Origin of the sequence: Bradyrhizobium sp. 4 (assembly GCF_023100905.1) — a bacterium.
Lineage (GTDB): Bacteria > Pseudomonadota > Alphaproteobacteria > Rhizobiales > Xanthobacteraceae > Bradyrhizobium.
Genome location: NZ_CP064686.1, coordinates 559,448 through 580,527 on the forward strand (window position 1 = coordinate 559,448; position 21,080 = coordinate 580,527).

Annotated in this window: 23 protein-coding genes; 14 read left to right on the plus strand and 9 right to left on the minus strand. The window is 64.8% G+C overall.

What is annotated here, in order from left to right:
* The first annotated feature begins 54 nt into the window (after window positions 1-54).
* From IVB45_RS02675 to IVB45_RS02685, 3 genes are all read left to right on the plus strand, one after another.
* On the plus strand, window positions 55-456 hold the full coding sequence (locus IVB45_RS02675) for a DUF983 domain-containing protein (protein ID WP_247362962.1): 402 nt from the start codon (window positions 55-57) through the stop codon (window positions 454-456).
* Entirely contained in the window at window positions 453-1,205 is a 753-nt protein-coding gene (locus IVB45_RS02680; protein ID WP_247362960.1) for an SURF1 family protein, read from the plus strand. The genes IVB45_RS02675 and IVB45_RS02680 overlap by 4 nt, the downstream gene beginning before the upstream one ends.
* Window positions 1,206-1,319: 114 nt before the next feature.
* Window positions 1,320-1,685, plus strand: coding sequence for a nuclear transport factor 2 family protein (locus tag IVB45_RS02685; protein WP_027570038.1), 366 nt, complete (start codon window positions 1,320-1,322; stop codon window positions 1,683-1,685).
* A 64-nt stretch (window positions 1,686-1,749) separates the two neighbouring features.
* Here the strand turns inward: IVB45_RS02685 and IVB45_RS02690 are convergent, their stop codons facing one another.
* Window positions 1,750-3,090: a histidine kinase gene (locus tag IVB45_RS02690; protein WP_247362959.1), complete on the minus strand. Its 1,341-nt coding sequence runs from the start codon at window positions 3,088-3,090 to the stop codon at window positions 1,750-1,752.
* An 85-nt stretch (window positions 3,091-3,175) separates the two neighbouring features.
* On the opposite strand from IVB45_RS02690, the gene IVB45_RS02695 reads away from it, so the two are divergent.
* Window positions 3,176-3,820: a response regulator transcription factor gene (locus IVB45_RS02695; protein WP_008541266.1), complete on the plus strand. Its 645-nt coding sequence runs from the start codon at window positions 3,176-3,178 to the stop codon at window positions 3,818-3,820.
* A gap of 66 nt (window positions 3,821-3,886) precedes the next feature.
* Here the strand turns inward: IVB45_RS02695 and IVB45_RS02700 are convergent, their stop codons facing one another.
* A complete protein-coding gene (locus IVB45_RS02700) occupies window positions 3,887-4,198 on the minus strand; it encodes a hypothetical protein (RefSeq protein ID WP_247362957.1) in 312 nt (103 codons plus the stop codon).
* 177 nt (window positions 4,199-4,375) lie between these two features.
* Here IVB45_RS02700 and thrC point away from each other — a divergent pair, with 177 nt between their 5' ends.
* The 4 genes from thrC (at window position 4,376) to IVB45_RS02720 (ending at window position 8,487) form a co-directional block, all read left to right on the plus strand.
* Window positions 4,376-5,794: a threonine synthase gene (gene thrC, locus IVB45_RS02705; RefSeq protein ID WP_247362955.1), complete on the plus strand. Its 1,419-nt coding sequence runs from the start codon at window positions 4,376-4,378 to the stop codon at window positions 5,792-5,794.
* Window positions 5,791-7,080, plus strand: a complete 1,290-nt coding sequence (locus tag IVB45_RS02710) for a pitrilysin family protein (RefSeq protein ID WP_247283171.1) — start codon at window positions 5,791-5,793, stop codon at window positions 7,078-7,080. Before thrC ends, IVB45_RS02710 begins: the two co-directional genes overlap by 4 nt.
* 40 nt (window positions 7,081-7,120) lie before the next feature.
* On the plus strand, window positions 7,121-7,708 hold the full coding sequence (locus tag IVB45_RS02715) for a GNAT family protein (protein ID WP_007605081.1): 588 nt from the start codon (window positions 7,121-7,123) through the stop codon (window positions 7,706-7,708).
* A gap of 122 nt (window positions 7,709-7,830) precedes the next feature.
* Window positions 7,831-8,487, plus strand: a complete 657-nt coding sequence (locus IVB45_RS02720; protein ID WP_027570042.1) for a hypothetical protein — start codon at window positions 7,831-7,833, stop codon at window positions 8,485-8,487.
* Between the two features lie 125 nt (window positions 8,488-8,612).
* Here the strand turns inward: IVB45_RS02720 and IVB45_RS02725 are convergent, their stop codons facing one another.
* From IVB45_RS02725 to IVB45_RS02745, 5 genes are all read right to left on the minus strand, one after another.
* The gene (locus tag IVB45_RS02725) at window positions 8,613-9,098 is read right to left on the minus strand and encodes an ATP F0F1 synthase subunit B (protein ID WP_027570043.1); all 486 of its coding nucleotides are present in this window, start codon (window positions 9,096-9,098) and stop codon (window positions 8,613-8,615) included.
* Between the two features lie 5 nt (window positions 9,099-9,103).
* Window positions 9,104-9,667, minus strand: a complete 564-nt coding sequence (locus IVB45_RS02730; protein ID WP_027570044.1) for an ATP synthase subunit B — start codon at window positions 9,665-9,667, stop codon at window positions 9,104-9,106.
* A 60-nt stretch (window positions 9,668-9,727) separates the two neighbouring features.
* On the minus strand, window positions 9,728-9,958 hold the full coding sequence (locus tag IVB45_RS02735) for a F0F1 ATP synthase subunit C (protein WP_007599451.1): 231 nt from the start codon (window positions 9,956-9,958) through the stop codon (window positions 9,728-9,730).
* Between the two features lie 53 nt (window positions 9,959-10,011).
* Window positions 10,012-10,761 (minus strand): F0F1 ATP synthase subunit A, encoded by a 750-nt coding sequence (locus tag IVB45_RS02740; protein ID WP_018459993.1) that lies wholly within the window; start codon window positions 10,759-10,761, stop codon window positions 10,012-10,014.
* Between the two features lie 114 nt (window positions 10,762-10,875).
* Window positions 10,876-11,250 (minus strand): AtpZ/AtpI family protein, encoded by a 375-nt coding sequence (locus tag IVB45_RS02745; protein WP_247362952.1) that lies wholly within the window; start codon window positions 11,248-11,250, stop codon window positions 10,876-10,878.
* 406 nt (window positions 11,251-11,656) lie between these two features.
* On the opposite strand from IVB45_RS02745, the gene IVB45_RS02750 reads away from it, so the two are divergent.
* Both IVB45_RS02750 and IVB45_RS02755 read left to right on the plus strand, forming a co-directional pair.
* Window positions 11,657-12,193, plus strand: coding sequence for a hypothetical protein (locus tag IVB45_RS02750; protein ID WP_247362951.1), 537 nt, complete (start codon window positions 11,657-11,659; stop codon window positions 12,191-12,193).
* A gap of 127 nt (window positions 12,194-12,320) precedes the next feature.
* On the plus strand, window positions 12,321-12,794 hold the full coding sequence (locus tag IVB45_RS02755; protein ID WP_247362949.1) for a secondary thiamine-phosphate synthase enzyme YjbQ: 474 nt from the start codon (window positions 12,321-12,323) through the stop codon (window positions 12,792-12,794).
* Window positions 12,795-12,874: 80 nt separating this feature from the next.
* On the opposite strand, the gene IVB45_RS02760 is transcribed toward IVB45_RS02755, so the two are convergent.
* Window positions 12,875-14,500 carry an MFS transporter gene (locus tag IVB45_RS02760; protein ID WP_197031213.1) on the minus strand — a complete coding sequence of 542 codons (1,626 nt, stop codon included), beginning with the start codon at window positions 14,498-14,500 and terminating at the stop codon, window positions 12,875-12,877.
* A gap of 343 nt (window positions 14,501-14,843) precedes the next feature.
* Between IVB45_RS02760 and IVB45_RS02765 the strand changes: the two genes are divergently transcribed.
* A complete protein-coding gene (locus IVB45_RS02765) occupies window positions 14,844-15,515 on the plus strand; it encodes a response regulator transcription factor (RefSeq protein WP_247283180.1) in 672 nt (223 codons plus the stop codon).
* A 400-nt stretch (window positions 15,516-15,915) separates the two neighbouring features.
* Here IVB45_RS02765 and IVB45_RS02770 read toward each other — a convergent pair whose 3' ends face one another.
* Complete coding sequence (locus tag IVB45_RS02770) at window positions 15,916-18,756, minus strand: winged helix-turn-helix domain-containing protein (protein WP_247362947.1); 2,841 nt, start codon at window positions 18,754-18,756, stop codon at window positions 15,916-15,918.
* Window positions 18,757-18,956: 200 nt separating this feature from the next.
* Between IVB45_RS02770 and IVB45_RS02775 the strand changes: the two genes are divergently transcribed.
* The 3 genes from IVB45_RS02775 (at window position 18,957) to IVB45_RS02785 (ending at window position 21,070) form a co-directional block, all read left to right on the plus strand.
* Window positions 18,957-19,376 (plus strand): organic hydroperoxide resistance protein, encoded by a 420-nt coding sequence (locus IVB45_RS02775; protein WP_247362945.1) that lies wholly within the window; start codon window positions 18,957-18,959, stop codon window positions 19,374-19,376.
* Window positions 19,377-19,413: 37 nt separating this feature from the next.
* A complete protein-coding gene (locus tag IVB45_RS02780) occupies window positions 19,414-20,445 on the plus strand; it encodes an alpha/beta hydrolase (protein ID WP_247362943.1) in 1,032 nt (343 codons plus the stop codon).
* Window positions 20,446-20,518: 73 nt separating this feature from the next.
* A complete protein-coding gene (locus tag IVB45_RS02785) occupies window positions 20,519-21,070 on the plus strand; it encodes a cytochrome P460 family protein (protein WP_247362942.1) in 552 nt (183 codons plus the stop codon).
* Window positions 21,071-21,080: the final 10 nt, after the last annotated feature.

Here is a 21,080-nt window from a genome sequence, read left to right on the forward strand (position 1 = left end):
TTTGCTTTTTTGCGCGCAGGGGTTTCGGCAGAAACTGTGATAGACCCTGTCATCATGAACGAAGTCGCCGATACGTCCGAGCCGCAAGCCACCGTCCTGCAGAGCGCGCTGCGCGGGCTTGCCTGCAAATGCCCGCGCTGCGGCCAGGGCAAGCTCTATGCGGGCTTCCTGACGCTAGCGCCGTCCTGCGAGCGTTGCGGCCTCGACTATGCCTTCATCGATTCCGGTGACGGTCCGGCGATCTTCATCATCATGCTGGCCGGCGCGATCGTGGTCGGCTGCGCGCTCGTCGTCGAAGTCAAGTACCAGCCGCCGTACTGGCTGCACGCGGTGTTGTGGCTGCCGCTGATCCTCGCGACGACCCTGCTGCCGTTGCGCGCGATGAAGTCGCTGCTGATCGCGCTGCAATTCCACCATAAGGCGGCGCCGGGCCGGCTGGTCGACCGCGCGAAATGAACGAGATCGCGCGCAAGCCCCGCGTGGCCGGCTTCGCGCTGTTCACGCTATTCCTGACCGCGGTCTGTATCGTGCTCGGTGTCTGGCAATTGCAGCGCCGCATCGCCAAGCACGAGCTGATCGCCGCACTGACCGAGCGCCTCGCGGAGGCACCGGTCGCTCTGCCGCCGCCGGCACGATGGGCCGCGCTAAGTCCCGCGCGCGATGAATTCCGCCGTGTCAGCTTTACCGCGATCTATGCGCCCTTGCCCGACGCGATGGTCTATTCCCCCGGCTCCGCCGTGCGCAAGGACGCGTCGGGCCCCGGCACCTGGGCGTTCCTGCCGGCGCGGCTGCCGAGCGGGGAGACGGTGGTGATCGATGCGGGCTTCGTCGAAAACACCATGCAGGATCGCAGCGTCGAGGATCGCGCGGTCAAGAAGCTCGTCACGGGGCAGGAGGTCTCGTTCACCGGTTATCTGCGCTTCCCCGAGGCGCCCGGCTGGCTGACTCCGGCGGAGAACCGCGACAAGCGGCTGTGGTTCGTGCGCGATCACGTGGCGATCGCGAGCACGCTGGGCTGGGGCGCGGTTGCGCCGTTCTATGTCGACCTCGAGCAGCCGGCGCCCGAGAACGGCATTCCGCGGCCGGGGCCGCTCGACGTGCATCTCAAGGACGATCACCTGCAATACGCCATCACCTGGTTCACGCTTGCAGGCGCCGTGCTCATCGCCTTCGCCGTGTGGGCAAGAGGGCGGCGGCGGGGCTGAGCTCCGTAGATCCACCTAGGGAACCCGGTATCGCCCGGGGTTTACCATTCAGCGCACATTCACGAGTGTGGTCCTAAGCCGCCATCGTTTTTTCGCGGCAGACAGGATTGCAGCGTGAGCGATTTCGACCAGATGGGAATTGTCGTCGACTGGGTGGATGCCTGCAGGAAGGGCGACCTCGCGACGCTCCTCGACCTCTATGCGGACGATGCCCAGGTCGAATGCACGTGCAACGGCACGCAGCACTATCGCGGCCGGAGCGAGCTCGAAGCCTATTGGCAGCCGCGGCTCAGCGCTTTCTCGTCGGCCGGTTTCGGGCTGGAGGAAATCCATCCTGCGCCCCACGGCATCGATCTCGAATATTCCGTCGCCGGCGCGCTGCGCATTCGCGCCTCGTTTTGCTTCAGCCCGGACGGCAAGATCCGCGCCACGCTGTGCGAACCGGCGCGACAGAGCGCGCAGCTTGGCTGTGCTTGCTAGAGACTCCAGATTCTTGTTTTGACGCGTTTTCTTCACGCGAACCGGTATCCACCTCGCGAAAACGCTAGCCCGTGACCGGCGCCTCGCGCGCCGGTCCGGCGGGAAGGCGGCAGCGCACATAGGTCCGGTCGTCCACGCGCAGCAGTGACAGCGATCCGCTGAGTGCGCGCACGCGCTCATGCATGCCGGTCAGGCCGCGACCGAACACATTGCCTTCGGGGAAGCCGCCGCCGTCGTCGGAAATCTCGATGACAACCGCCTCGCCGGCGAAGGTCGCCTGCACATGGGCATTGCTGGCGCCGGCATGACGCAACACGTTGGTCAGCGCCTCCTGAATCACGCGATAGACGGTTTGAGCCAGCGGCCCGTCGATCGCGTTGAGATCCGGATCGATCGTGTCCGTCAGGTCGAGTGACGGCGCCTGCTTGCGGAAATTCCGGAGCAGCGTCTGCACGGTGGTCTCCAGACCCAATTCCTCGATGTAGAGCGGTCGCAACCGGTCGAGGATGCGGCGGTTGGTCTGCTGAAGCGCCTCGACCGATTGCAACACATCCTGCGCCGAACTGCCGGGATTTCCCGCCGGGGGCGAGGCATCAACCAATGCGATCGTGCCGGCGCGGATGCTGAACAGCAGCGGACCGAGTTCGTCGTGCAGTTCGCGCGCAAGATCGCGCCGCTCGTCGTCCTGGAGCGACACCAGGCGGTGCAGCAGGTCGCGATTGTCCTGGCTCAATTGCGCGAGCGTTTCGGCCAGCGCATTGGCCTCCTCGCAGCTTTGCCGGATTTCCGGCGGTCCTCCGACCGGGATCAGCGTTGCGTAGTCGCCGCGCCGTAGCCGCGTGAGGCCTGCGCCGAGATCTTGCAGCGGGCGCAGGGCCGATCCCGCGAAAACATAGGCAATGGTGCCGGTGAGCACCATCAGCACGGCAACGAGGCTGGTCAGCGCGAGAAAGCCGATCCATTTCTCGAACAGGTCGGCCGACAGGTCCGGCCGGAAGACGAGATCGCCGACACGCTTGTCGCCGATCGTCACCGGAGCTGCCACCTCCATGTCCGGAATGGTGAGCAGGTCGACAAACCATTGCGGGACGCCATGCGGCTTGCGCGGGCCGTCCCTCGCTGAGGACGCGGGACCCATCTCCGCGGCACGGAATTGGATATCAGAGGAGTTGTCCAGAAAATGGACAAAGGCGTCGAGCGTCTGCCGCGGATTGTTCGAGGTGCGCAGGGCGTTGTTGAGCGCGGCGGCAACGGTCTGGATCGAACGCCGCCCCGGCTCGTTCTCGTCCGCCAATTGGTCGGTCGCGAAGATCTGGAGCAGCACGCCGCTCATGATCAGCGCGGCGAGGAAGCTCAGGCCGAGCGGCAGAAACAGTTGGGTTCGGAACGAGAGGCGTTGCCACATTAGGTCAATTCTAACGCGCATCGGTCGGATTTGCTCTTTCCATTTGTTCCCGTCGGTTTATGAGTCGAAAAACTAGAGAGTTACAATGCAAGATACTGCCAAGCCGGCGACCCGCGTCCTGATTGTCGACGACCATCCCGTGGTCCTGTCCGGTTGCCGCACCCTGTTCGCCTCCGACCATTCGATCCGGATCGACGAGGCGACCGACGCCAAATCCGGGCATCGCGCCTATGTCAGCAAGCGGCCCGACGTCACTGTGATCGACATCAGCCTGCCCGACGTCTCCGGCTTTGAACTGATGCGGCGCATTCGCAAGGACGATCCCGACGCCAAGATCATCATGTTCAGCATGAACGACGATCCGGCCTTCGTGGTGCGGGCGGTCGAGCTGGGCGCGCAGGGCTACGTCTCCAAGGGCGACGATCCCCGGATCCTGCTCAAGGCGGTGCGCAAGGTCGTTGCGGGCGACAATTTCATCTCACCGCAGCTCGCGGAAGCCGTGACGTTTTCCGGCGCGGCGATCAAGGCCAATCCCGCCTCGCAGATGACGCCGCGGGAGCTCGAGATTCTCCGCCTGCTGGGGCGAGGCGACAAGATCGTCGAGGTCGCCGAGGCGCTCGGTATCTCCTACAAGACCGTCGCCAACACCACCTCCCTGCTCAAGCAGAAGCTCGGTGCCAAGAACCATTCCGACCTGATCCGGATCGCGGTGGAAATCGGGATGAACTGACGCCCGGGGCGCCGAACCGGCTGCTCCAGGATGCTGCCGGTTCGGCGGGCGGACCGGTCTCGGCGCTCAGCCGGGCAATGCATGGATAGCGCCGACACCATCCGCCGACACAATGAGCGCAGCCGTGGTTCGTTCCTGGACTGTCCGGTCGTTCGGGATATAACGGCAATGCGTGACGCACCCCGCTGGCGAACGCTTGCCCGCGCCGAAATCCGTCGGGAAAAACAGGAACATTTTCTCACACATCCCGTTTTGTCCCTTGACGATGTCGTGACAGCCGACGAAAGCTTGCGCGAACAGTTTTTGCGGGTCGGTGACCCCAAGAGGCCAAACCGGTCTGCACACAACGACAGACCTTCCAAGAGAGGGCTGCGGCATTGCCGCAGCCCTTTTCCTTGGCAGCCTTTTTACTTGGATGGCCCCAGCCGCGAAGCGGTTTCCTGATGCCGCAAAACACTTTATGGTGGCTCAAAGCCTCTGGCTGTTGACAAGTAATTTCGTAAAATCAAAGGCTTGCGGATCGAGCCCAGGCTCGGCCGGCCTTTGGAGGGCAGTTTGACTCGTTATATCTCGACCCGGGGCGAGGCCCCCGAACTCGGCTTCTGCGATGTGATGCTGACCGGGCTCGCCCGCGACGGCGGCCTGTATGTGCCGGCCACCTGGCCGCAACTCTCGACTGACGCCATCGCCGGCTTCTTCGGTCGTCCCTATTGGGAGGTCGCGGTCGAGGTGATCCGCCCCTTCGTCGCCGGCGAGATCTCGGACGCCGAGCTCGGCCGCATGGCGAACGAGGCCTACGCCACTTTCCGCCATCCGGCGGTGGTGCCGCTGCGCCAGATGGCGCCGCACCAGTTCGTGCTGGAGCTGTTCCACGGTCCGACGCTCGCTTTCAAGGACGTGGCGATGCAGCTGATCTCGCGGCTGATGGACCACGTGCTCGCCAAGCGCGGCCAGCGCACCACCATCGTGGTCGCGACCTCGGGCGACACCGGCGGTGCTGCAGTCGACGCGTTCGCAGGGCTCGAAAATGTCGATCTCATCGTGCTGTTCCCGCATGGCCGCATATCCCAGGTGCAGCGGCGGATGATGACGACGACGGGCGCGGCCAACGTCCATGCGCTCGCCGTCGAGGGCAATTTCGACGATTGCCAGGCCCTCGTGAAGGCAATGTTCAACAACCATCGCTTCCGCGATGCGACGTCGCTGTCCGGCGTCAATTCCATCAATTGGGCGCGGATCGTCGCCCAAGTGGTCTACTATTTCACCTCCGCCGTTGCCGCCGGTGCACCCGCGCGCGCGGTGGACTTCGTCGTGCCGACCGGCAATTTCGGCGACATCTTCGCCGGCTATGTCGCCAAGCGCATGGGTCTTCCGGTGCGGACCTTGGGCATCGCCGCCAACGTCAACGACATCCTGGCGCGCACGCTGAAGACCGGGATCTACGAGGTGCGGGAGGTCCACGCGACGGCGTCGCCGTCGATGGACATCCAGATCTCCTCGAATTTCGAGCGGCTGCTGTTCGAGGCTGGCGGCCGCGATGCTGCCGGCGTGCGCCGTCTGATGGATTCGCTGAAGCAGTCCGGCCGCTTCGTGCTGCCCGATGCGACGCTGGCTGCGATTCGCGAGGGATTCGACGCGGGCCGGGCCGACGAGACCGAGACCGCGGCCGCGATCCGCGCCGCCTGGCGCGAGGCGGGCGAGCTGGTCGATCCCCATACCGCGGTCGCGCTTGCGGTCGCCGACCGCGACACCACGGACAGGACGGTTCCCAGCATCGTGCTGTCCACCGCCCATCCGGCCAAATTCCCCGATGCGGTCGAAGCGGCCTGCGGCCAGCGGCCGCAACTGCCGGCCTGGCTCGATGGCCTGATGACCAAATCCGAACACATGAAGGTGATGAAGAACGACCAGGCCGAGGTCGAGCGGTTCGTGCTGTCGGTCAGCCGCGCCGCGAAACAGGGAGTTGCCGGATGAGCGTCGAGATTTCCAAGCTTGCGTCCGGCCTGACTGTCGTCACCGACAAGATGCCCCATCTCGAGACTGCGGCGCTCGGCGTCTGGGCCGGCGTCGGCGGGCGCGACGAGAAGCCCAACGAGCACGGCATCTCGCATCTCCTGGAACATATGGCGTTCAAGGGCACGACGAAGCGCTCCTCGCGCGAGATCGTCGAGGAGATCGAGGCGGTCGGCGGCGACCTCAACGCGGGCACCTCGACCGAGACCACGTCCTATTATGCGCGGGTGCTGAAGGCCGACGTGCCGCTTGCGCTCGACGTGCTCGCCGACATCCTGGCCAACCCGGCCTTCGAGCCCGACGAGCTTGAGCGCGAGAAGAACGTTATCGTGCAGGAGATCGGCGCGGCGCAAGACACGCCTGACGACGTCGTGTTCGAGCACCTCAACGAGCTCTGCTATCCCGACCAGCCGATGGGCCGCTCGCTGCTCGGCACTGCCAAGACCTTGCGTGCCTTCAGCCGCGACTCGCTGCGCGACTATCTGTCGACCCATTACCGCGGGCCGGACATGGTGGTGGCGGCCGCCGGGGCGGTCGATCACAAGCAGGTGGTCGCCGAGGTCGAGCAGCGCTTTGCCAGTTTTGAGGGGACGGCGGGTCCTAAGCCGCAAGCCGCGCAGTTCGGCAAGGGCGGCACTAAGGTGGTGCATCGCGAACTCGAGCAGGCGCATCTGACGCTGGCGCTGGAGGGCGTTCCGCAGACCGATCTGTCGCTGTTCTCGCTCCAGGTCTTCACCAACATCCTCGGCGGCGGGATGTCGTCGCGGCTGTTCCAGGAGGTGCGTGAGAAGCGCGGTCTCTGTTACTCGATCTACTCGTTCCACGCCCCCTATACCGACACCGGCTTCTTCGGCCTCTACACCGGCACCGATCCGGCCGATGCGCCCGAGATGATGGAGGTCGTGGTCGACATCATGAATGATTCGGTCGAGACCCTGACCGAGGTCGAGATCGCGCGGGCCAAGGCGCAGATGAAGGCGGGGCTGCTGATGGCGCTGGAGAGCTGCTCGTCCCGCGCCGAGCAGCTCGCCCGGCATGTGCTGGCCTATGGCCGGCCCCAGACCGCCGAGGAGCTGGTGGCCCGGATCGACGCTGTCAGCGTCGAATCGACCCGTGATGCGGCGCGTGCGCTGCTTTCGCGCAGCCGCCCTGCGGTTGTCGCATTGGGCAGTGGCAGGGGTCTGGACACGGCGGTGTCTTTTGCGGAAGGATTGACCCGGGCACGCGCCAAGGCGCGGCTGCATTAGGGGCCGCGCACGGGTTGATCCGCCCCCGGGAAGCATCACCATGGCCCTCTTCCGCCTGCCATCCAGTGGACCCGCCGCTCTCGCGCCGCGCGGCAACGGCCTGTTGCTACGCGCGCCGCAGATGTCGGACTTCCTGCAGTGGGCCCATCTGCGCGAGTCCAGCCGCGATTACCTGACGCCCTGGGAGCCGATCTGGCCGTCGGACGATCTCACGCGCTCCGGCTTCCGCCGTCGCCTGCGCCGCTATTCCGAGGACATCGCCGCAGACCGGTCCTATCCCTTTCTGATCTTCCGGGAGCTCGACGGCGCCATGGTCGGCGGCATCACGCTCGCCAATGTCCGCCGCGGCATCGTCCAGGCCGGCACCATCGGCTATTGGGTCGGCAAGCCCCACGCCCAGCGCGGCTACATGACGGCCGCGCTGCGGGTGCTGCTGCCGACGCTGTTCGGCGAGCTCAATCTGCACCGGGTCGAGGCCGCCTGCATCCCGACCAATGCGCCGTCGATCCGGGTGCTGGAGAAGTGCGGTTTCTCCCGCGAGGGGCTGGCGCGCCGCTATCTCTGCATCAACGGGATCTGGCAGGACCATTTGCTGTTCGGCCTGCTGCACGAGGATTTCCGCGGCTGAGCCCGCTTATCCATGTGACCAAAGTCTGCTTGTTTGCTGCCTTGGGTTCGCCGGTTTTGACGATATAACGGCGCAGCCCGGCCGGTGATCGGCCGTGATGTCGTCATGGAGTTTGGGTGTTGATGGTGCAGGAGCTTCGGTCACCGCGGAATGCGTTGCGGCGGGGGGCAGCGGTCGCGCTGGTGTTGTCAGTTGCGCTCGTCTCCGTCTCGCCAGTCGCGGCGCAGTCGCTGACCGATCGATTCAAGGGCCTGTTCGGCGGCAAGTCGGACGAGCCGGCCCAACCCAAGCCGGCGCCTGCACCGGGACAGCCGGCGGCTGATGACGATCTTGATTGCCCGCAGGTCACGGTGCGTGCCGGAGCCTCCACCTACGCGGTCGGTGCCACCGGCAAACCGGCCGTTGGCAACGAGATCCGCTTCCAGGCCACCATCACCAAGATGGCGCGCGAATGCACCCGCAATGGCGGCGACATCACGGCCCGGATCGGCATCCAGGGCCGCGTCATTGCCGGTCCCGCCGGCGCGCCGGCGAGCGTCGAGGTGCCGCTGCGCGTCGCCGTGGTGCACGGCGGCATCGGCGAGAAGGTGATCGCTTCCAAGGCCTACCGGACCACGGTCGGAATGTCGGAGGGCGGCAGCGTCCCCTTCACCTTCGTGGCCGAGGATCTGGTCTATCCGATGCCTTCGGCCAAGGACGCCGATAGCTACATCTTCTATGTCGGCTTCGATCCGCAGGCGCTGTCACCCGAGCCGAAGGCGCGGGCGAAGAAGAAGTAGCGAATGATTTGCAAGTGATCGTCATGGCCGGGACAAGCCCGGCCATGACGACGAGAAAGCAAACTATCAAACCAAAAAGCCGGCGCTCATGGCGCCGGCTTTCTTGATTGGTGAAGGCGAGGCCCTCAGTTCAGCTTCTGCCGAACCTCGGTGATGCCCTTGGCGAGCAGATCGTCGGCGACTTGGCCCCTGACCGACTGCGACAGGATCGTGGAGGCGGCCTGGACGGCGGCTTCCGCGGCTGCGGCGCGAACATCGGCCACCGCCTGAGCCTCGGCGAGCGCGATCTTGCCCTCCGCGGTCTTGGTGCGGCGAGCGACGAAATCTTCCACCTTGGCCTTGGCCTCGATTGCGATGCGCTCGGCTTCGCTCTTCGCGTTCGCGATGATGTCGGCGGCCTCGCGTTCGGCCGAGGCGGTGCGCGCCTTGTAGTCGGCGAGCACCTTGGCGGCTTCCTGCTTGAGGCGCGTCGCGTCGTCGAGCTCGGCCTTGATGCGATCGGCGCGATGGTCGAGCGCAGTCATGGCCTTCTTGAAGACCCCGAGATAGCCGAACACGACCATCAGGATCACGAAGGCGATGGCGACCCAGGTTTCAGGATCGAAGAACATATCGATTAACCCTTCAAGGACGCATCAACGGCGGCATTCACCAACGCCGCGTCCGGAACCACGCCGGTGAGCTGCTGCACGATGGTGCCTGCCGCATCGGCCGCGATGCCGCGGACGTTGCTCATGGCGGTCGCACGGGTCGAGGCGATGGTCTTCTCCGCCTCGGCAAGCTTGGCCGCCAGTTGCTCTTCCAGCGCCTTGCGCTCGGCGTCCGCCTGCGCATTCGCCTTGTCGCGGGATTCGTTGCCAATGGCCTGCGCGCGCGAGCGTGCCGAAGCAAGCTCGCTTTCATAGGCCTTCAGCGCCGCTTCGGACTGGTCCTTCAGCTTCTGCGCTTCGGCGAGGTCGCCCTCGATCTTGTTCTGACGCGCCTCGATCGCACCGCCGACGCGCGGCAGAGCGAGCTTGGACACGATCACGTAAAGCGCGACGAAGAAGATCGCGAGCGACACCAGCTGCGAAGCATAGGTGCCGCTCTCGAACGGCGGAAAGCCGCCACCGTGACCGCCTTCGGACCCGGTGTGGGCGCCCGCCGCCGGACCTTTTGCGCCGCCATGACTCTCAGCCATGGAGTACTCCTGTTGCTGTCATGCGCGTCGCTTCGGTCGAAGCGGCGCGAAAAATCGTCCTCAGAGCGGAACGAACAGCAGCAGCAGCGCGATCAGCAGCGAGAAAATGCCGAGCGCTTCGGTCACGGCGAAGCCGAAGATCAGATTGCCGAACTGGCCCTGAGCGGCCGAGGGGTTGCGAACGGCTGCGGCAAGATAGTTGCCGAAGATCACGCCGACGCCGACGCCTGCGCCGCCCATGCCGATGCATGCGATGCCCGCGCCGATAAGTTTTGCTGCTGCCGGATCCATTTTAGACTCCTTGGAAGAAAGATTGGGTTTTGGGTGGAAATTCCCCGGACCGCTCAGTGTCCCGGATGAATGGCGTCGTTGAGGTAGATGCAGGTCAGGATCGCAAACACATAGGCTTGCAGGAACGCGACCAGAATTTCGAGAGCGTACAGCGCGACCGTGAGCGCCAGCGGCAGCACGCCGCCGACCCAGCCAAGGGCGCCGAGCGAGAAGCCGAGCATGGCGACGAAGCCCGCGAACACCTTCAGCGCGATGTGGCCGGCCAGCATGTTGGCGAACAGACGGACGCTGTGGGAGACCGGCCGCAGGAAGAACGACAGGATCTCGATGAACATCACCAAGGGCAGGATGTAGCCGGGGACGCCGTGGGGCACGAAGATCGAGAAGAATTTCAGGCCGTTCTTGGCAATGCCGTAGATCAGGACCGTGAAGAAGACCAGCAGCGCCAGAGCGGCGGTGACGATCAGATGGCTCGAGATCGTGAAGGTGTAGGGGATGATGCCGACCAGGTTCGAGACGCAGATGAACATGAACAGCGAGAAGATCAGCGGAAAGAACTTCATGCCTTCCGCGCCGGCCGTCGAGCGGATGGTCGAGGCCACGAACTCGTAGGAGATTTCGGCGACCGACTGCAGGCGCCCGGGAACCAGCTGCGTGCCGCTGGCAAGCATCAGGATCGAGATGATCGCGACCGCCACCAGCATGTAGAGCGACGAATTGGTGAAGGCGATCGTGTGGTTGCCGATATGGCCCAGGGTGAAGAGAGGCTCGATGTTGAACTGGTGGATCGGATCGATTTTCATCAGCGCGGCATCTCTTGGTCTGCCGGGCGACGCCGGCGGGTCTCGGTCTGCCGGTCGGGCCCGGCCCGTACCGGCACGAGCCGGCACGATCATTCCTCTCCTGGTGTGGATCGCTTAAGAACCACCGCGCCTGTTTTGACCCACGCCTGCCGTTCTCACCACATTCACCACGCCGGCGACGAAGCCCAGCAGCAGGAACACGATAAATCCGAAAGGCGACGTCGACAGCAAGCGGTCGAACCCCCAGCCAATCCCCGCTCCGACAACGACCCCGGCGACCAACTCGGAGGATAACCGGAAACCAAGCGCCATCGCCGAGGCTCTGGCCGCTCTGTCCTCACCGTCACCTGCGGGTTGCTCGGTCTTGACGTGGCGGCCGCGAAATTCGGACAACCGCTGATCAAGATTTCCGAGCCGATCGGAAAGCGCAGCTTCCTCGGGCGATCTATCGCGATCTCCATTCTCGCCGTGTCCCGTGCCCTGTGTCATGCAACGAAGACCCGAAACGCCGCGGCTGAATGGAAATTACGCCCGCCACCCTCAAAAGCCGCGCGGACCATACTGATGGCCCATAATCAAGTCAAGCCAAGTCACGATTGTGTCCATTCCAGTTATGTGACTGATTTATTTGACAATATTGGCGCAAGCGGCAGCGCTGCACACAGCGTGACGCCGCACCGCAGCAGGTCTCCGCTTGATCGGCGGACGCAGTCGCCATTTCGCGCGGCTGCCGGGATCAAAGGGGGCGCCGTGATCGTTCATATCAGAGGCGCGTTTTGAGCGGCGGATCGCCTCGCCGGGGTGTAGAATTCGCAAGAAGTGCCACCCTTATGAGTGCCACCTTTATGAGCGCCATCTTTGGACGTGCTACCGGCCCGTCGTGGCGGAGAACGCGATGAGACCAGCGAATTCATCCACAGCATCATGGCTTACGGCGGCGGCGTTCGCGGCGGTGATGGCGGTCAGCGCCGGCGGCCTCGCCGCGCAATCCGCGCCCGACGGCGAAAACGGCCGCTACAGCATGACCCCCATCCCCGAGGGCGTGCTGCGGCTCGACAGCCGCACCGGCACGGTGTCGACCTGCACCCGCAGCGGCGCCGGCTGGGCCTGCTACGCGGTGCCCGATGAACGTACCGCGCTCGACGCCGAGATCGGCAGGCTCCAGGCCGAAGTCGAGACGCTGAAGGGACGGCTCGCGGCGGGTCCGACCGTCTCGGGCAAGATCGACGAGGCGCTGCCGAAGACCGATCCGCTCAAGAAGGCGGAGCCGCAAGCACGAGAACCAAAGGCCGCCGAGGGCGAGCGCAGGATCGAGATCCCGCTGCCGAGCGACCAGGACGTCGATCGCGTGATGTCGTTCCTGGAAAGGGCCTGGCGCCGGCTGATCGACATGGCCAATCGCGTGCAGAAGGACGTGTCGGGGAAGATTTAGCGCGCGGCGAGATGCCGTAGGGTAGGCAAAGGCGCGACGCGCCGTGCCCACCATCTATCCGACTATGCAGGGTGGGCACGCTTCGCTTTGCTCACCCTACGGCAGCTTTCGATCAGGCGAGACTTTCATGACATCAGCCAAATCCATCACGCGCTCGGCGCCATCGTCGGTGCAGGCCACCACCCTCACATCGTCGCTGTTGACCGTGCAGACGCCGGGCCGCGGCTTCACCGACCTCACGGGCGAAGCTGCGAAGTTCGTTGCCGAGACAGGCGCGCGAGATGGCGCGTTGACGCTGTTCGTCCGTCACACCTCGGCATCGCTGACGATCCAGGAGAACGCCGACCCTTCCGTGCTCGTGGATCTCACCACGGCATTGTCCCGGCTCGCGCCGGAGAACGCCGGCTGGACGCATGATGCCGAGGGACCGGACGACATGCCGGCGCACGTCAAGACAATGCTGACCCAGACTTCGCTTCATGTGCCGGTCCTGAGCGGCAAGCTCGCGCTCGGCACCTGGCAGGCGATCTACCTGATCGAGCACCGCAAGCGCCCGCACCGACGCGAAATCGTGCTGCAATTCATCGGCGGCAATCAGTAGAGCGTTTTCGAGCGAAGTGGATAAAACAAAACCGGCCGCGGAGACCGCGGCCGGCTGGTGTTGATCTGGATCTGCGTCGATCAGGTCGACTTGATATCGACGTCCTTGGTCTCCGGCAGGAAGAACAAGCCGATCACGACGGTAATCGACGCGAAGATGACCGGATACCAGAGGCCCGCATAGATATCGCCCGTCGAGGCCACGATGGCGAAGGCGGTCGCCGGCAGCAGGCCGCCGAACCAGCCGTTACCGATGTGGTAGGGCAGCGACATCGAGGTGTAGCGGATGCGGGTCGGGAACAGTTCGACCAGCATCGCGGCGATCGGGCCGTACACCATGGTGACGAAGAGCACCAGGACGAACAGCAGTCCGACGACCGCGGCCACCTGCGGACGGAAGATATCGAACGGATGCGCCATCTTCACGATGCTCGCATCGCCGGGCTTCGGATAGCCGGCTCCCTGCACGGCGGCGAGGACTGCCGGGTTGCCGTCCTTGGCGTTGGCGTAGGCAACTTCCTTGCCGTTGACCATCACCTTCACGCCGGAGCCTGCCGCACCCGGCGTGGTCGAGTACTTGACCGACGACTGCGACAGATAGGCACGTGCGGTGTCGCAAGGCGAGGTGAAGACGCGGGTGCCGACCGGGTTGAACAAGTCGCCGCAGCCTGCGGGATCCGCCACCACGTCGACCTTGACCGTCTCGATCGCCTTTTCCAGCGCCGGGTTGGCGTTGGTGGTGATCATCTTGAAGATCGGGAAGAAGGTCAGCGCCGCGATCAGGCAGCCGCCGAGGATGATCGGCTTGCGGCCGATCCTGTCGGAGAGCATGCCGAACACGATGAAGAAGCCGGTGCCGAGCAGGAGCGACCAGGCGATCAACAGGTTGGCAGTGTAGCCGTCGACCTTGAGGATCGATTGCAGGAAGAACAGCGCGTAGAACTGGCCGGTGTACCAGACCACGCCCTGGCCCATCACGCCGCCAAGCAGCGCCAGCAGCACGAGCTTGCCGTTCTGCCAGTTGCCGAAGGCTTCCGTCAGCGGGGCCTTCGAGCTCTTCCCCTCGTCCTTCATCTTCTGGAAGATCGGGGATTCGTTGAGGCGAAGCCGGATCCAAACCGAAACGCCGAGCAGCAGCACCGAGACCAGGAACGGAATGCGCCAGCCCCATGCCGCGAACTCGGGTTCGCCGAGCGCGGAGCGCGTGAACAGGATCACCAGCAGCGACAGGAACAGGCCGAGCGTCGCCGTGGTCTGGATGAAGGAGGTGTAGTAGCCGCGCTTGCCGTTCGGAGCATGCTCCGCGACGTAGGTGGCCGCACCGCCATACTCACCGCCGAGCGCCAGGCCCTGGGCGAGACGCAGCGCGATCAGGATGATCGGGGCCGCGATGCCGATGGTCGCCGCGTTGGGCAGGAGGCCGACGATGAAGGTCGACAGACCCATGATCAGGATGGTGACGAGGAAGGTGTATTTGCGGCCGACGATGTCGCCGACACGGCCGAACACGATCGCGCCGAACGGGCGCACCAGGAAGCCCGCCGCGAAGGCCAGCAGCGCGAAGATGTCGCGGGTTGCCGGCGGATAGGCCGAGAAGAACTGCGCGCCGATGATGCCGGCCAGCGAACCGTAGAGATAGAAATCGTACCACTCGAAGACGGTACCGAGCGAGGAGGCGAGAATGACGAACCGTTCGTCCTTCGTCATCCCTCCCGCGCCTGCTTGAGACACAGCCATTGTCGACATATTGAGTCGCTCCCCGAAAAATCGTTTCCTCGCGTCCTGGATGTCCGGTCATGCCGGATCAACCCAAGCCTTGTCCCCAAGGTAACATTGGCGTGAAACCCGCCCCAATACGACTTTCGGCCTTTCGCACTGACGCGCACCTGACGTCGCGGGCGTTCCATTCGGCAACATAGTGCCGGCATGTGGATTAACCCCGTTGCCGCAAAGGGATAATGTCCACTTGCATGCCACGGCTGGTCGGGAAACAATTGACCGAGGCCCCGCGCCGGCCTACTGGCCCGGTGCGATTGCCAGCAAGAGAACGATGAACGCTCCCTCGACCCATCTCGTCATTGCCGATGACCATCCATTGTTCCGCGCCGCGCTGCGGCAGGCGGTGGCGGGCGTCCTGAGCTCGGCCAAGATCGACGAGGCTGGATCGTTCGAGGATTTGACCAAGCTTTTGGAACAGACCTCCGACGTCGACCTTATCCTGCTCGACCTCTCAATGCCCGGGATCTCCGGCTTTTCAGGCCTGATCTATCTGCGCGCGCAATATCCGGCGATCCCGGTGGTGATCGTCTCCGCTTCCGACGATAGCGCCACGATCCGCCGCTCGCTCGATTTCGGCGCCTCCGGTTTCATTCCGAAGCGATTCGGCGTCGAGACCTTGCGCGACGCCATCCTCAAGGTGATGGAGGGCGACGTCTGGGTTCCGGCAGACACCGATCTGTCGGCCGTCGCCGATCCCGACATGACGCGCCTGCGCGACCGGCTGGTGACGCTGACGCCGCAGCAGGTCCGGGTCCTGATGATGCTGTCGGAGGGGTTGCTCAACAAGCAGATCGCCTATGAGCTTGGCGTCTCCGAGGCCACCATCAAGGCGCATGTCTCGGCGATCCTGCAAAAGCTCGGCGTCGAAAGCCGGACCCAAGCCGTGATCGCCGCCGCGAAGATCGCCGGCGGCCAATGGAAGCAGGGCACCCAGACGGGGTGAGTATGGAGCGAGCGTCCCGTAGCCCGGATGCGCTCGCTGTGTCGCCCTTCTGTCAGTCCGCGCTCGCAAAAATATTCCACTTTACCGAAATTCGGTTTTGACGTATGTGTCGGCCATCCCGGCTCATTCTTGAGGGGCGATCTTGTGGTCGTCATGTTCGCGAGCCGGACTTGCGGTGGACGCGGCAGCGTTTGGGTGCGAGAGGCTAAGGGCAGGGCGGATTGCTCTCCGTGAGCCCAAGGCTGCGTTCCGACGAGCGGCGCTGCTAGGCTTCGACGGTGCGCTGCAGAGCCGGGGCCCATGTCGCTGCATTGTACCGTGTCGCTTGTGGATCCCGGCTCTGCGCAGCAGCGCAAGAGCCTTGCAGTGCGCCCGGGACACGAGCGGCACCGAGTCCGCGTCATAATGTTTGCAACAACTTGTCGGCGGCCCGGATATCCGCTGTCTCCGAGCCCGCGGCGAAGCCTTCATACGCAGATTGAAGCCACCGCCTCGCTTCCTCGCGCCGGCCGCGTTCGGCAAGGAGACCGGCGAGATCGATCGCGGCCCGCAGCTCCCAGGCTTTGGCGCCTTTGCGACGACTCAATTCCAGTGATTGGACGAAGTGGGCTTCTGCTTGATCAGCGTCGGGCTTGGGCCTCGCCAAGAGAACCCTTCCCTTCATGCGCAGCAGCTCGGGCATGTACAGATGATCGCCGCTTTGCTCGACGAGGCGGATCGCATCGTCGATCAGGGACGCACTCCGCTCGATCTGCCCAAGCGCCATCAAGCCCTGAACAAGCGCGATGTTGAACGTCGTGGTGAGCAGCTCGTAGCCGGCATCGTGGAGCTCACGCAGACACGTCCCGATCGTCTCGACGCCTTCGGCGGCATGGCCGCGCCGGATCGCCAGTTCGCCTCTGACGCCGCGGCCTACCGCAAGATAGGGGCCCATGGAGCGCGATTCGGCATGGGCGATGAAGCGGTCGATGTTCTCTTCCGCGGCATCGAGGTCTCCGCTCCAGAGATCGATCGAGACCGCCCAGATCAACGCAATGCAGAGCGTGATCGGATGGTCCATCTGCGCGGCCTCGACGACCGTCTGTCGGGCCAGTTGCAGCGCATCCGCGGGGCGGCCCTGCAACCAGAACTCGCGCGCGAGCGAGATGCCGGTCCGGTTGCGGTGATCGAAGCCGTAGACGGTGCTGATCCGTTCCGTGCCCGGCCCATGCCAGGCGGCCTCCAGCATCGTCAGCGCGTCGCGATGCTCGCCGGCAAGATGCAAGGAGACACCGAGGAGCGAATGGGCGAGGGCGAGGGAGGCGGCCCCGCCGAGTGTCCCGGCGACCGTAAGGCTTTGCTGCGCATAGCCGAGCGCGGCGTCGAACTGTCCCATGCGCTCGTGGAAGATATGCATGCGCCCGAGCAGCTGGAGCTGGTTCGGCGCGTCGCCGCGCGCCTCGGCGATCGCAAGGCTCCGGCTCAACGCGGCACGCGCCGCTTCGCTGCCGCCGCGCGTGAACATCAAGGTCAGTCCGAGAGCGGCCTGGATGTGCATTTCCTCGGCGCCGCCGCGCGAGGAGGGATCGATCGCAAGCAGCGCCCGTTCAGACCAGCGCCGGCACTCGACCAGCAACGACATCGCGAGAAAAATTGGCGCTGCAGCTGCGGCCAGTGCAATGCCGATGCTGGCATCGCCGTCCGTGCCAAAACACCAGTCCAGCGCCGCGCGCACGTTGTGAAGCGCGGAGAAGTGGATCGCGCGCTCGTCGGCGCTCGGCACCGTGGCCCACGTCGTGCCGGCCTGCTCCAGCCATTGCCGGTAATAGGTCGCATGCCGGGCGGCGAGCGCCGCGTCATCAGGCTCGATCTCGAGCAGATAGGCGCGCGTCGTGTCGAGCAGACGGTAACGCATCATGGCGCCGATCGGCCGCGCCGCGACCATCGACTTGGCCACCAGGCCGTCGATGGCGTCGAACAGGCGGGAGCGGTCGACACGTTCGTCCGGCACGATCTCGAGTGCGGCGTCGATGGTGAAGTGACCGGCGAAAACCGCGAGCCTGCGTAGCACGAGGCGTTCGATGTCGGACAAGAGCCCGTAGCTCCATGCCAGCGTCGCCTGCAACGTCTTTTGTCGCGGCGGCGCCGTGCGCTGGCCCTGCCAGAGCAGATTGAGGCGCTCGTCGAGCAGTGCTGCGGTCTGCTCCAGGCCGTAGGCTTCGACGCGGCCGGCGGCGAGTTCGATCGCCAGCGCCATGCCGTCGAGCTTGCGGCAGATCCCGGCGACGATCGCGGCATTGGCATCGTCGAGCGCGATCTGCGCGCCGCCGGCCGTGGCACGTTCGAGGAAGAGTTGAAGCGCGGGATAAGTCTGCGCAGCGGCCGCCGTCAGCCCAGGATTGTCGGGCGGAACGGCGAGCGGCGCCAAGCGATAGACCTGCTCACCCTCGACCCGCAGGGCTTCGCGGCTCGTCGCCAGGATATGGACATGCGGTGCGGCGTGGAAGATGTCGGCGGCCAGCGGCGCCGCCGTGGCGATGACGTGTTCGCAATTGTCGAGGATCAGCAGCATCCGTTTGTCCCTGAGATGCGCGAGCAGCGCAGGCAGGGGATCCTCGGTTTGCGCCGGCAAGCCCAGCATCAGCAGGATCGAGGTGATCACGAGATCGGGATCGCTCAGCGCGGCAAGATCGACGAAATGTGCGGCGTCGGAAAATGTCGCGAGCAGATCGTGAGCAATCGCAACCGCAACGGCGGTCTTGCCGACACCGCCCGGGCCGGTGATCGTGACGAAGCGGGAGCCGACGAGCCTGTCGTAGACGGCGGCGACCGCATCGTCGCGCCCGACCATCCGTTGCAGCCGGTTCGGCAGTTTGACGGGCGGCAATTCCGTTCGCGCGGCGGTGCGCCGCTCTGCCGGGATATTCACCTGCGAGATTAGCGCCACGAAGCAATAGCCGCGGCCGGAGAGTGTGGTGATGTAGCGGGCACCGTCCTTGCCGTCGCCAAGGGCCTTACGAAGCGCCGCGACGTGAAAGCGGAGATTGGCGTCCTCGACCGTCATGCCGGGCCACACCAGCGCCATCAGATCATACTTGCTGACGACCTGGTTCGGCCGCGACATCAGTGCGAGCAGCGTGTCGAAGGCCTTTGCGCCGAGCGGCAGCGCGACGCCATCGCGGGTCACGAGTCTTTCATTTGGCATCACGGTGAATGGCCCAAACGAGAGGGTTCCCGTTGCGGTGTCGGCCGGCTCGGTCATGGCGAAATCCTGATCCTTTCGAACGGACCGGATAGCCAGATGACCGCAATCCGGCAAGACCGTTCCCCGCGTCGCGATCAGACTGCGGTTGCAGGCCTCTGTGAGGCGCGCGAGCGGAGACCTCACAACTTCTCACAAGTCCCAACGGGTGTGTCGCGGCAGCCGCTGCTAGTCACTTGTGCGACGGCAAGGAGACCTTCATGACCCAGGCGACAAAGTTGCTTTACACGGCCCGGACCCACACCAGCGGCGGGCGACAGGACGGGATATCTCGCAGTTCCGACGGCCGCCTGGATGTCAAGCTGTCGCCGCCGGGCGGCACCGGCATCGGTACCAATCCCGAGCAATTGTTCGCGGCCGGCTGGTCGGCCTGCTTCGAGGGCGCGATGGAGATCGCGGCCCGCAAGCGGAAGATCGAGCTCCCCAGGAAATGCGCGATAGATGCGGAGATCGACATGGTGCTCGACGAGGGCGCCTATTCCCTCAGGGCACGCCTCGATGTCAGCCTGCCCGGCCTCGATCGCGAGATCGCGCGCGGGATCGTCGATGAGGCGCATCAGACCTGTCCCTATTCCAAGGCCGTCCGCGGCAACATCGACGTCACGGTCGCGCTGATCTGACGGCACCACCTCCAACCATCAACAAGGTAGCACCATCATGAAACAGATCATCGACCAGCACCGCCGCCAGTTTTTCGGCATCGCCGCGGGAACTGTCGCCGCCGGCCTCGGCGTGATCGGCCTCGCCCGCGCCGAATCGGAAGCGCCGCGCTCGGCCGCGACGAATGCGCCGTTCGGCGCGATCAAGCAGATCGATGCCGGCGTCCTCAACGTCGGCTACGCCGAGGCCGGTCCCGCGAGCGGTCCCGTCGCGATCCTGCTGCACGGCTGGCCCTACGACATTCACGCCTTCGTCGACGTCGCGCCGATCCTGGCAAAGGCCGGTTACCGCGTCATCATTCCCTATCTCCGTGGTTACGGCTCGACCCACTTCCTCTCCGCCGAGACGCCGCGCAACGGCGAACCTGCAGCAATGGCCGTCGACATCATCGCACTGATGGACAAGCTCGACATCAAGAAGGCGGTTGTCGCCGGCTTCGACTGGGGCGCGCGTACCGCCGACATCATCGCTGCGCTGTGGCCGGATCGCTGTCGTGCGCTGGTGTCGGTCAGCGGCTATCTGATCTCCAGCCAGGCCGCAGGCAACGCGCCGCTGCCGCCGTCGGCCGAGCTGCAATGGTGGTACCAGTTTTATTTCGCGACCGAGCGCGGCCGCGCCGGATACGAGAAGTACACGCATGATTTCGCAAAACTGATCTGGAAGCTGGCTTCGCCGCAGTGGAAGTTCGACGACGCCACTTTCGATCGCAGCGCGGCGGCGCTGGACAACAAGGATCACGTCGCGATCACGATCCACAATTACCGCTGGCGGCTCGGGCTCGCCCAGGGTGAAGCGAAATACGAGGAGCTCGAAAAGAAGCTCGCCGCAGCTCCCGTCATCAGCGTCCCGGCGATCACGATGGAAGGCGACGCCAACGGCGCGCCGCATCCCGATCCAAGCGCCTATGCTAAGAAATTCTCGGGCCGGTACGACTATCGCCTGATCACCGGCGGCATCGGCCACAATCTGCCGCAGGAAGCACCGGAAGCCTTTGCCAAGGCCGTGATCGACGCCGTCGGCGGTGCGTGAGGATTTTGGCAGCACCTCGGTCCGGCAAGGCCGGGCCCAGGCCTGATATGCGATCGCAGCTCAGTGAGGCGTCATGACGACAATGAAATCTGAAAAGTCAAAATTTCCATCGTCTACGACGATGATCGTGCTGGCCGTGCTCCTCCTCGTCGTTGTCCTGACCTGCGTGCCGTATCTGGTCACGATCGCTTTCGCGCAGGGCGAGGCCGATGCCTCGCCGATCTTCGGCGTCACTGTCCCGGAAGGCTACAAGCAGTGGGAGCTGATCGCGCCGGCCGAAGAGGCGGCTCCCCTGGACGAGCTGCGTGCCGTCGTCGGCAACAGCACCGCGATCGATGCCTATCAAGGCGGCAAGCTTCCGTTCCCGGACGGCACAATTCTGGTCAAACGCGCCTGGAAGCGGAAGCAATCCCCCGAATTTGCGTCCGCGACGATTCCCGGTGAGGCCACCACCGTCCAGGTGATGGTCAAGGATACCAGAAAATATGCCTCGACCGGCGGCTGGGGATTTGGTCGCTTCGTCAACGGCAGGCCGGTCGACGAGGCTCAGCATCGCACCTGCTTCGCCTGCCACGAAGCTCGTGTGAAGAGCCGCGACTACGTGTTTACGAGGGTTGCGCCCTGAGAGCGGAGGC

Bases quoted from the DNA above. Each gene is read 5' to 3' on its own strand.
- IVB45_RS02675 (WP_247362962.1), top strand. From the start codon at position 55: ATGAACGAAGTCGCCGATACGTCCGAGCCGCAAGCCACCGTCCTGCAG.
- IVB45_RS02680 (WP_247362960.1), top strand. From the start codon at position 453: ATGAACGAGATCGCGCGCAAGCCCCGCGTGGCCGGCTTCGCGCTGTTC.
- IVB45_RS02690 (WP_247362959.1), bottom strand. From the start codon at position 3,090: ATGTGGCAACGCCTCTCGTTCCGAACCCAACTGTTTCTGCCGCTCGGC.
- IVB45_RS02695 (WP_008541266.1), top strand. From the start codon at position 3,176: ATGCAAGATACTGCCAAGCCGGCGACCCGCGTCCTGATTGTCGACGAC.
- IVB45_RS02700 (WP_247362957.1), bottom strand. From the start codon at position 4,198: ATGCCGCAGCCCTCTCTTGGAAGGTCTGTCGTTGTGTGCAGACCGGTT.
- IVB45_RS02710 (WP_247283171.1), top strand. From the start codon at position 5,791: ATGAGCGTCGAGATTTCCAAGCTTGCGTCCGGCCTGACTGTCGTCACC.
- IVB45_RS02715 (WP_007605081.1), top strand. From the start codon at position 7,121: ATGGCCCTCTTCCGCCTGCCATCCAGTGGACCCGCCGCTCTCGCGCCG.
- IVB45_RS02720 (WP_027570042.1), top strand. From the start codon at position 7,831: ATGGTGCAGGAGCTTCGGTCACCGCGGAATGCGTTGCGGCGGGGGGCA.
- IVB45_RS02725 (WP_027570043.1), bottom strand. From the start codon at position 9,098: ATGTTCTTCGATCCTGAAACCTGGGTCGCCATCGCCTTCGTGATCCTG.
- IVB45_RS02730 (WP_027570044.1), bottom strand. From the start codon at position 9,667: ATGGCTGAGAGTCATGGCGGCGCAAAAGGTCCGGCGGCGGGCGCCCAC.
- IVB45_RS02735 (WP_007599451.1), bottom strand. From the start codon at position 9,958: ATGGATCCGGCAGCAGCAAAACTTATCGGCGCGGGCATCGCATGCATC.
- IVB45_RS02740 (WP_018459993.1), bottom strand. From the start codon at position 10,761: ATGAAAATCGATCCGATCCACCAGTTCAACATCGAGCCTCTCTTCACC.
- IVB45_RS02745 (WP_247362952.1), bottom strand. From the start codon at position 11,250: ATGACACAGGGCACGGGACACGGCGAGAATGGAGATCGCGATAGATCG.
- IVB45_RS02750 (WP_247362951.1), top strand. From the start codon at position 11,657: ATGAGACCAGCGAATTCATCCACAGCATCATGGCTTACGGCGGCGGCG.
- IVB45_RS02755 (WP_247362949.1), top strand. From the start codon at position 12,321: ATGACATCAGCCAAATCCATCACGCGCTCGGCGCCATCGTCGGTGCAG.
- IVB45_RS02760 (WP_197031213.1), bottom strand. From the start codon at position 14,500: ATGACGAAGGACGAACGGTTCGTCATTCTCGCCTCCTCGCTCGGTACC.
- IVB45_RS02765 (WP_247283180.1), top strand. From the start codon at position 14,844: ATGAACGCTCCCTCGACCCATCTCGTCATTGCCGATGACCATCCATTG.
- IVB45_RS02770 (WP_247362947.1), bottom strand. From the start codon at position 18,756: ATGACCGAGCCGGCCGACACCGCAACGGGAACCCTCTCGTTTGGGCCA.
- IVB45_RS02775 (WP_247362945.1), top strand. From the start codon at position 18,957: ATGACCCAGGCGACAAAGTTGCTTTACACGGCCCGGACCCACACCAGC.
- IVB45_RS02780 (WP_247362943.1), top strand. From the start codon at position 19,414: ATGAAACAGATCATCGACCAGCACCGCCGCCAGTTTTTCGGCATCGCC.
- IVB45_RS02785 (WP_247362942.1), top strand. From the start codon at position 20,519: ATGACGACAATGAAATCTGAAAAGTCAAAATTTCCATCGTCTACGACG.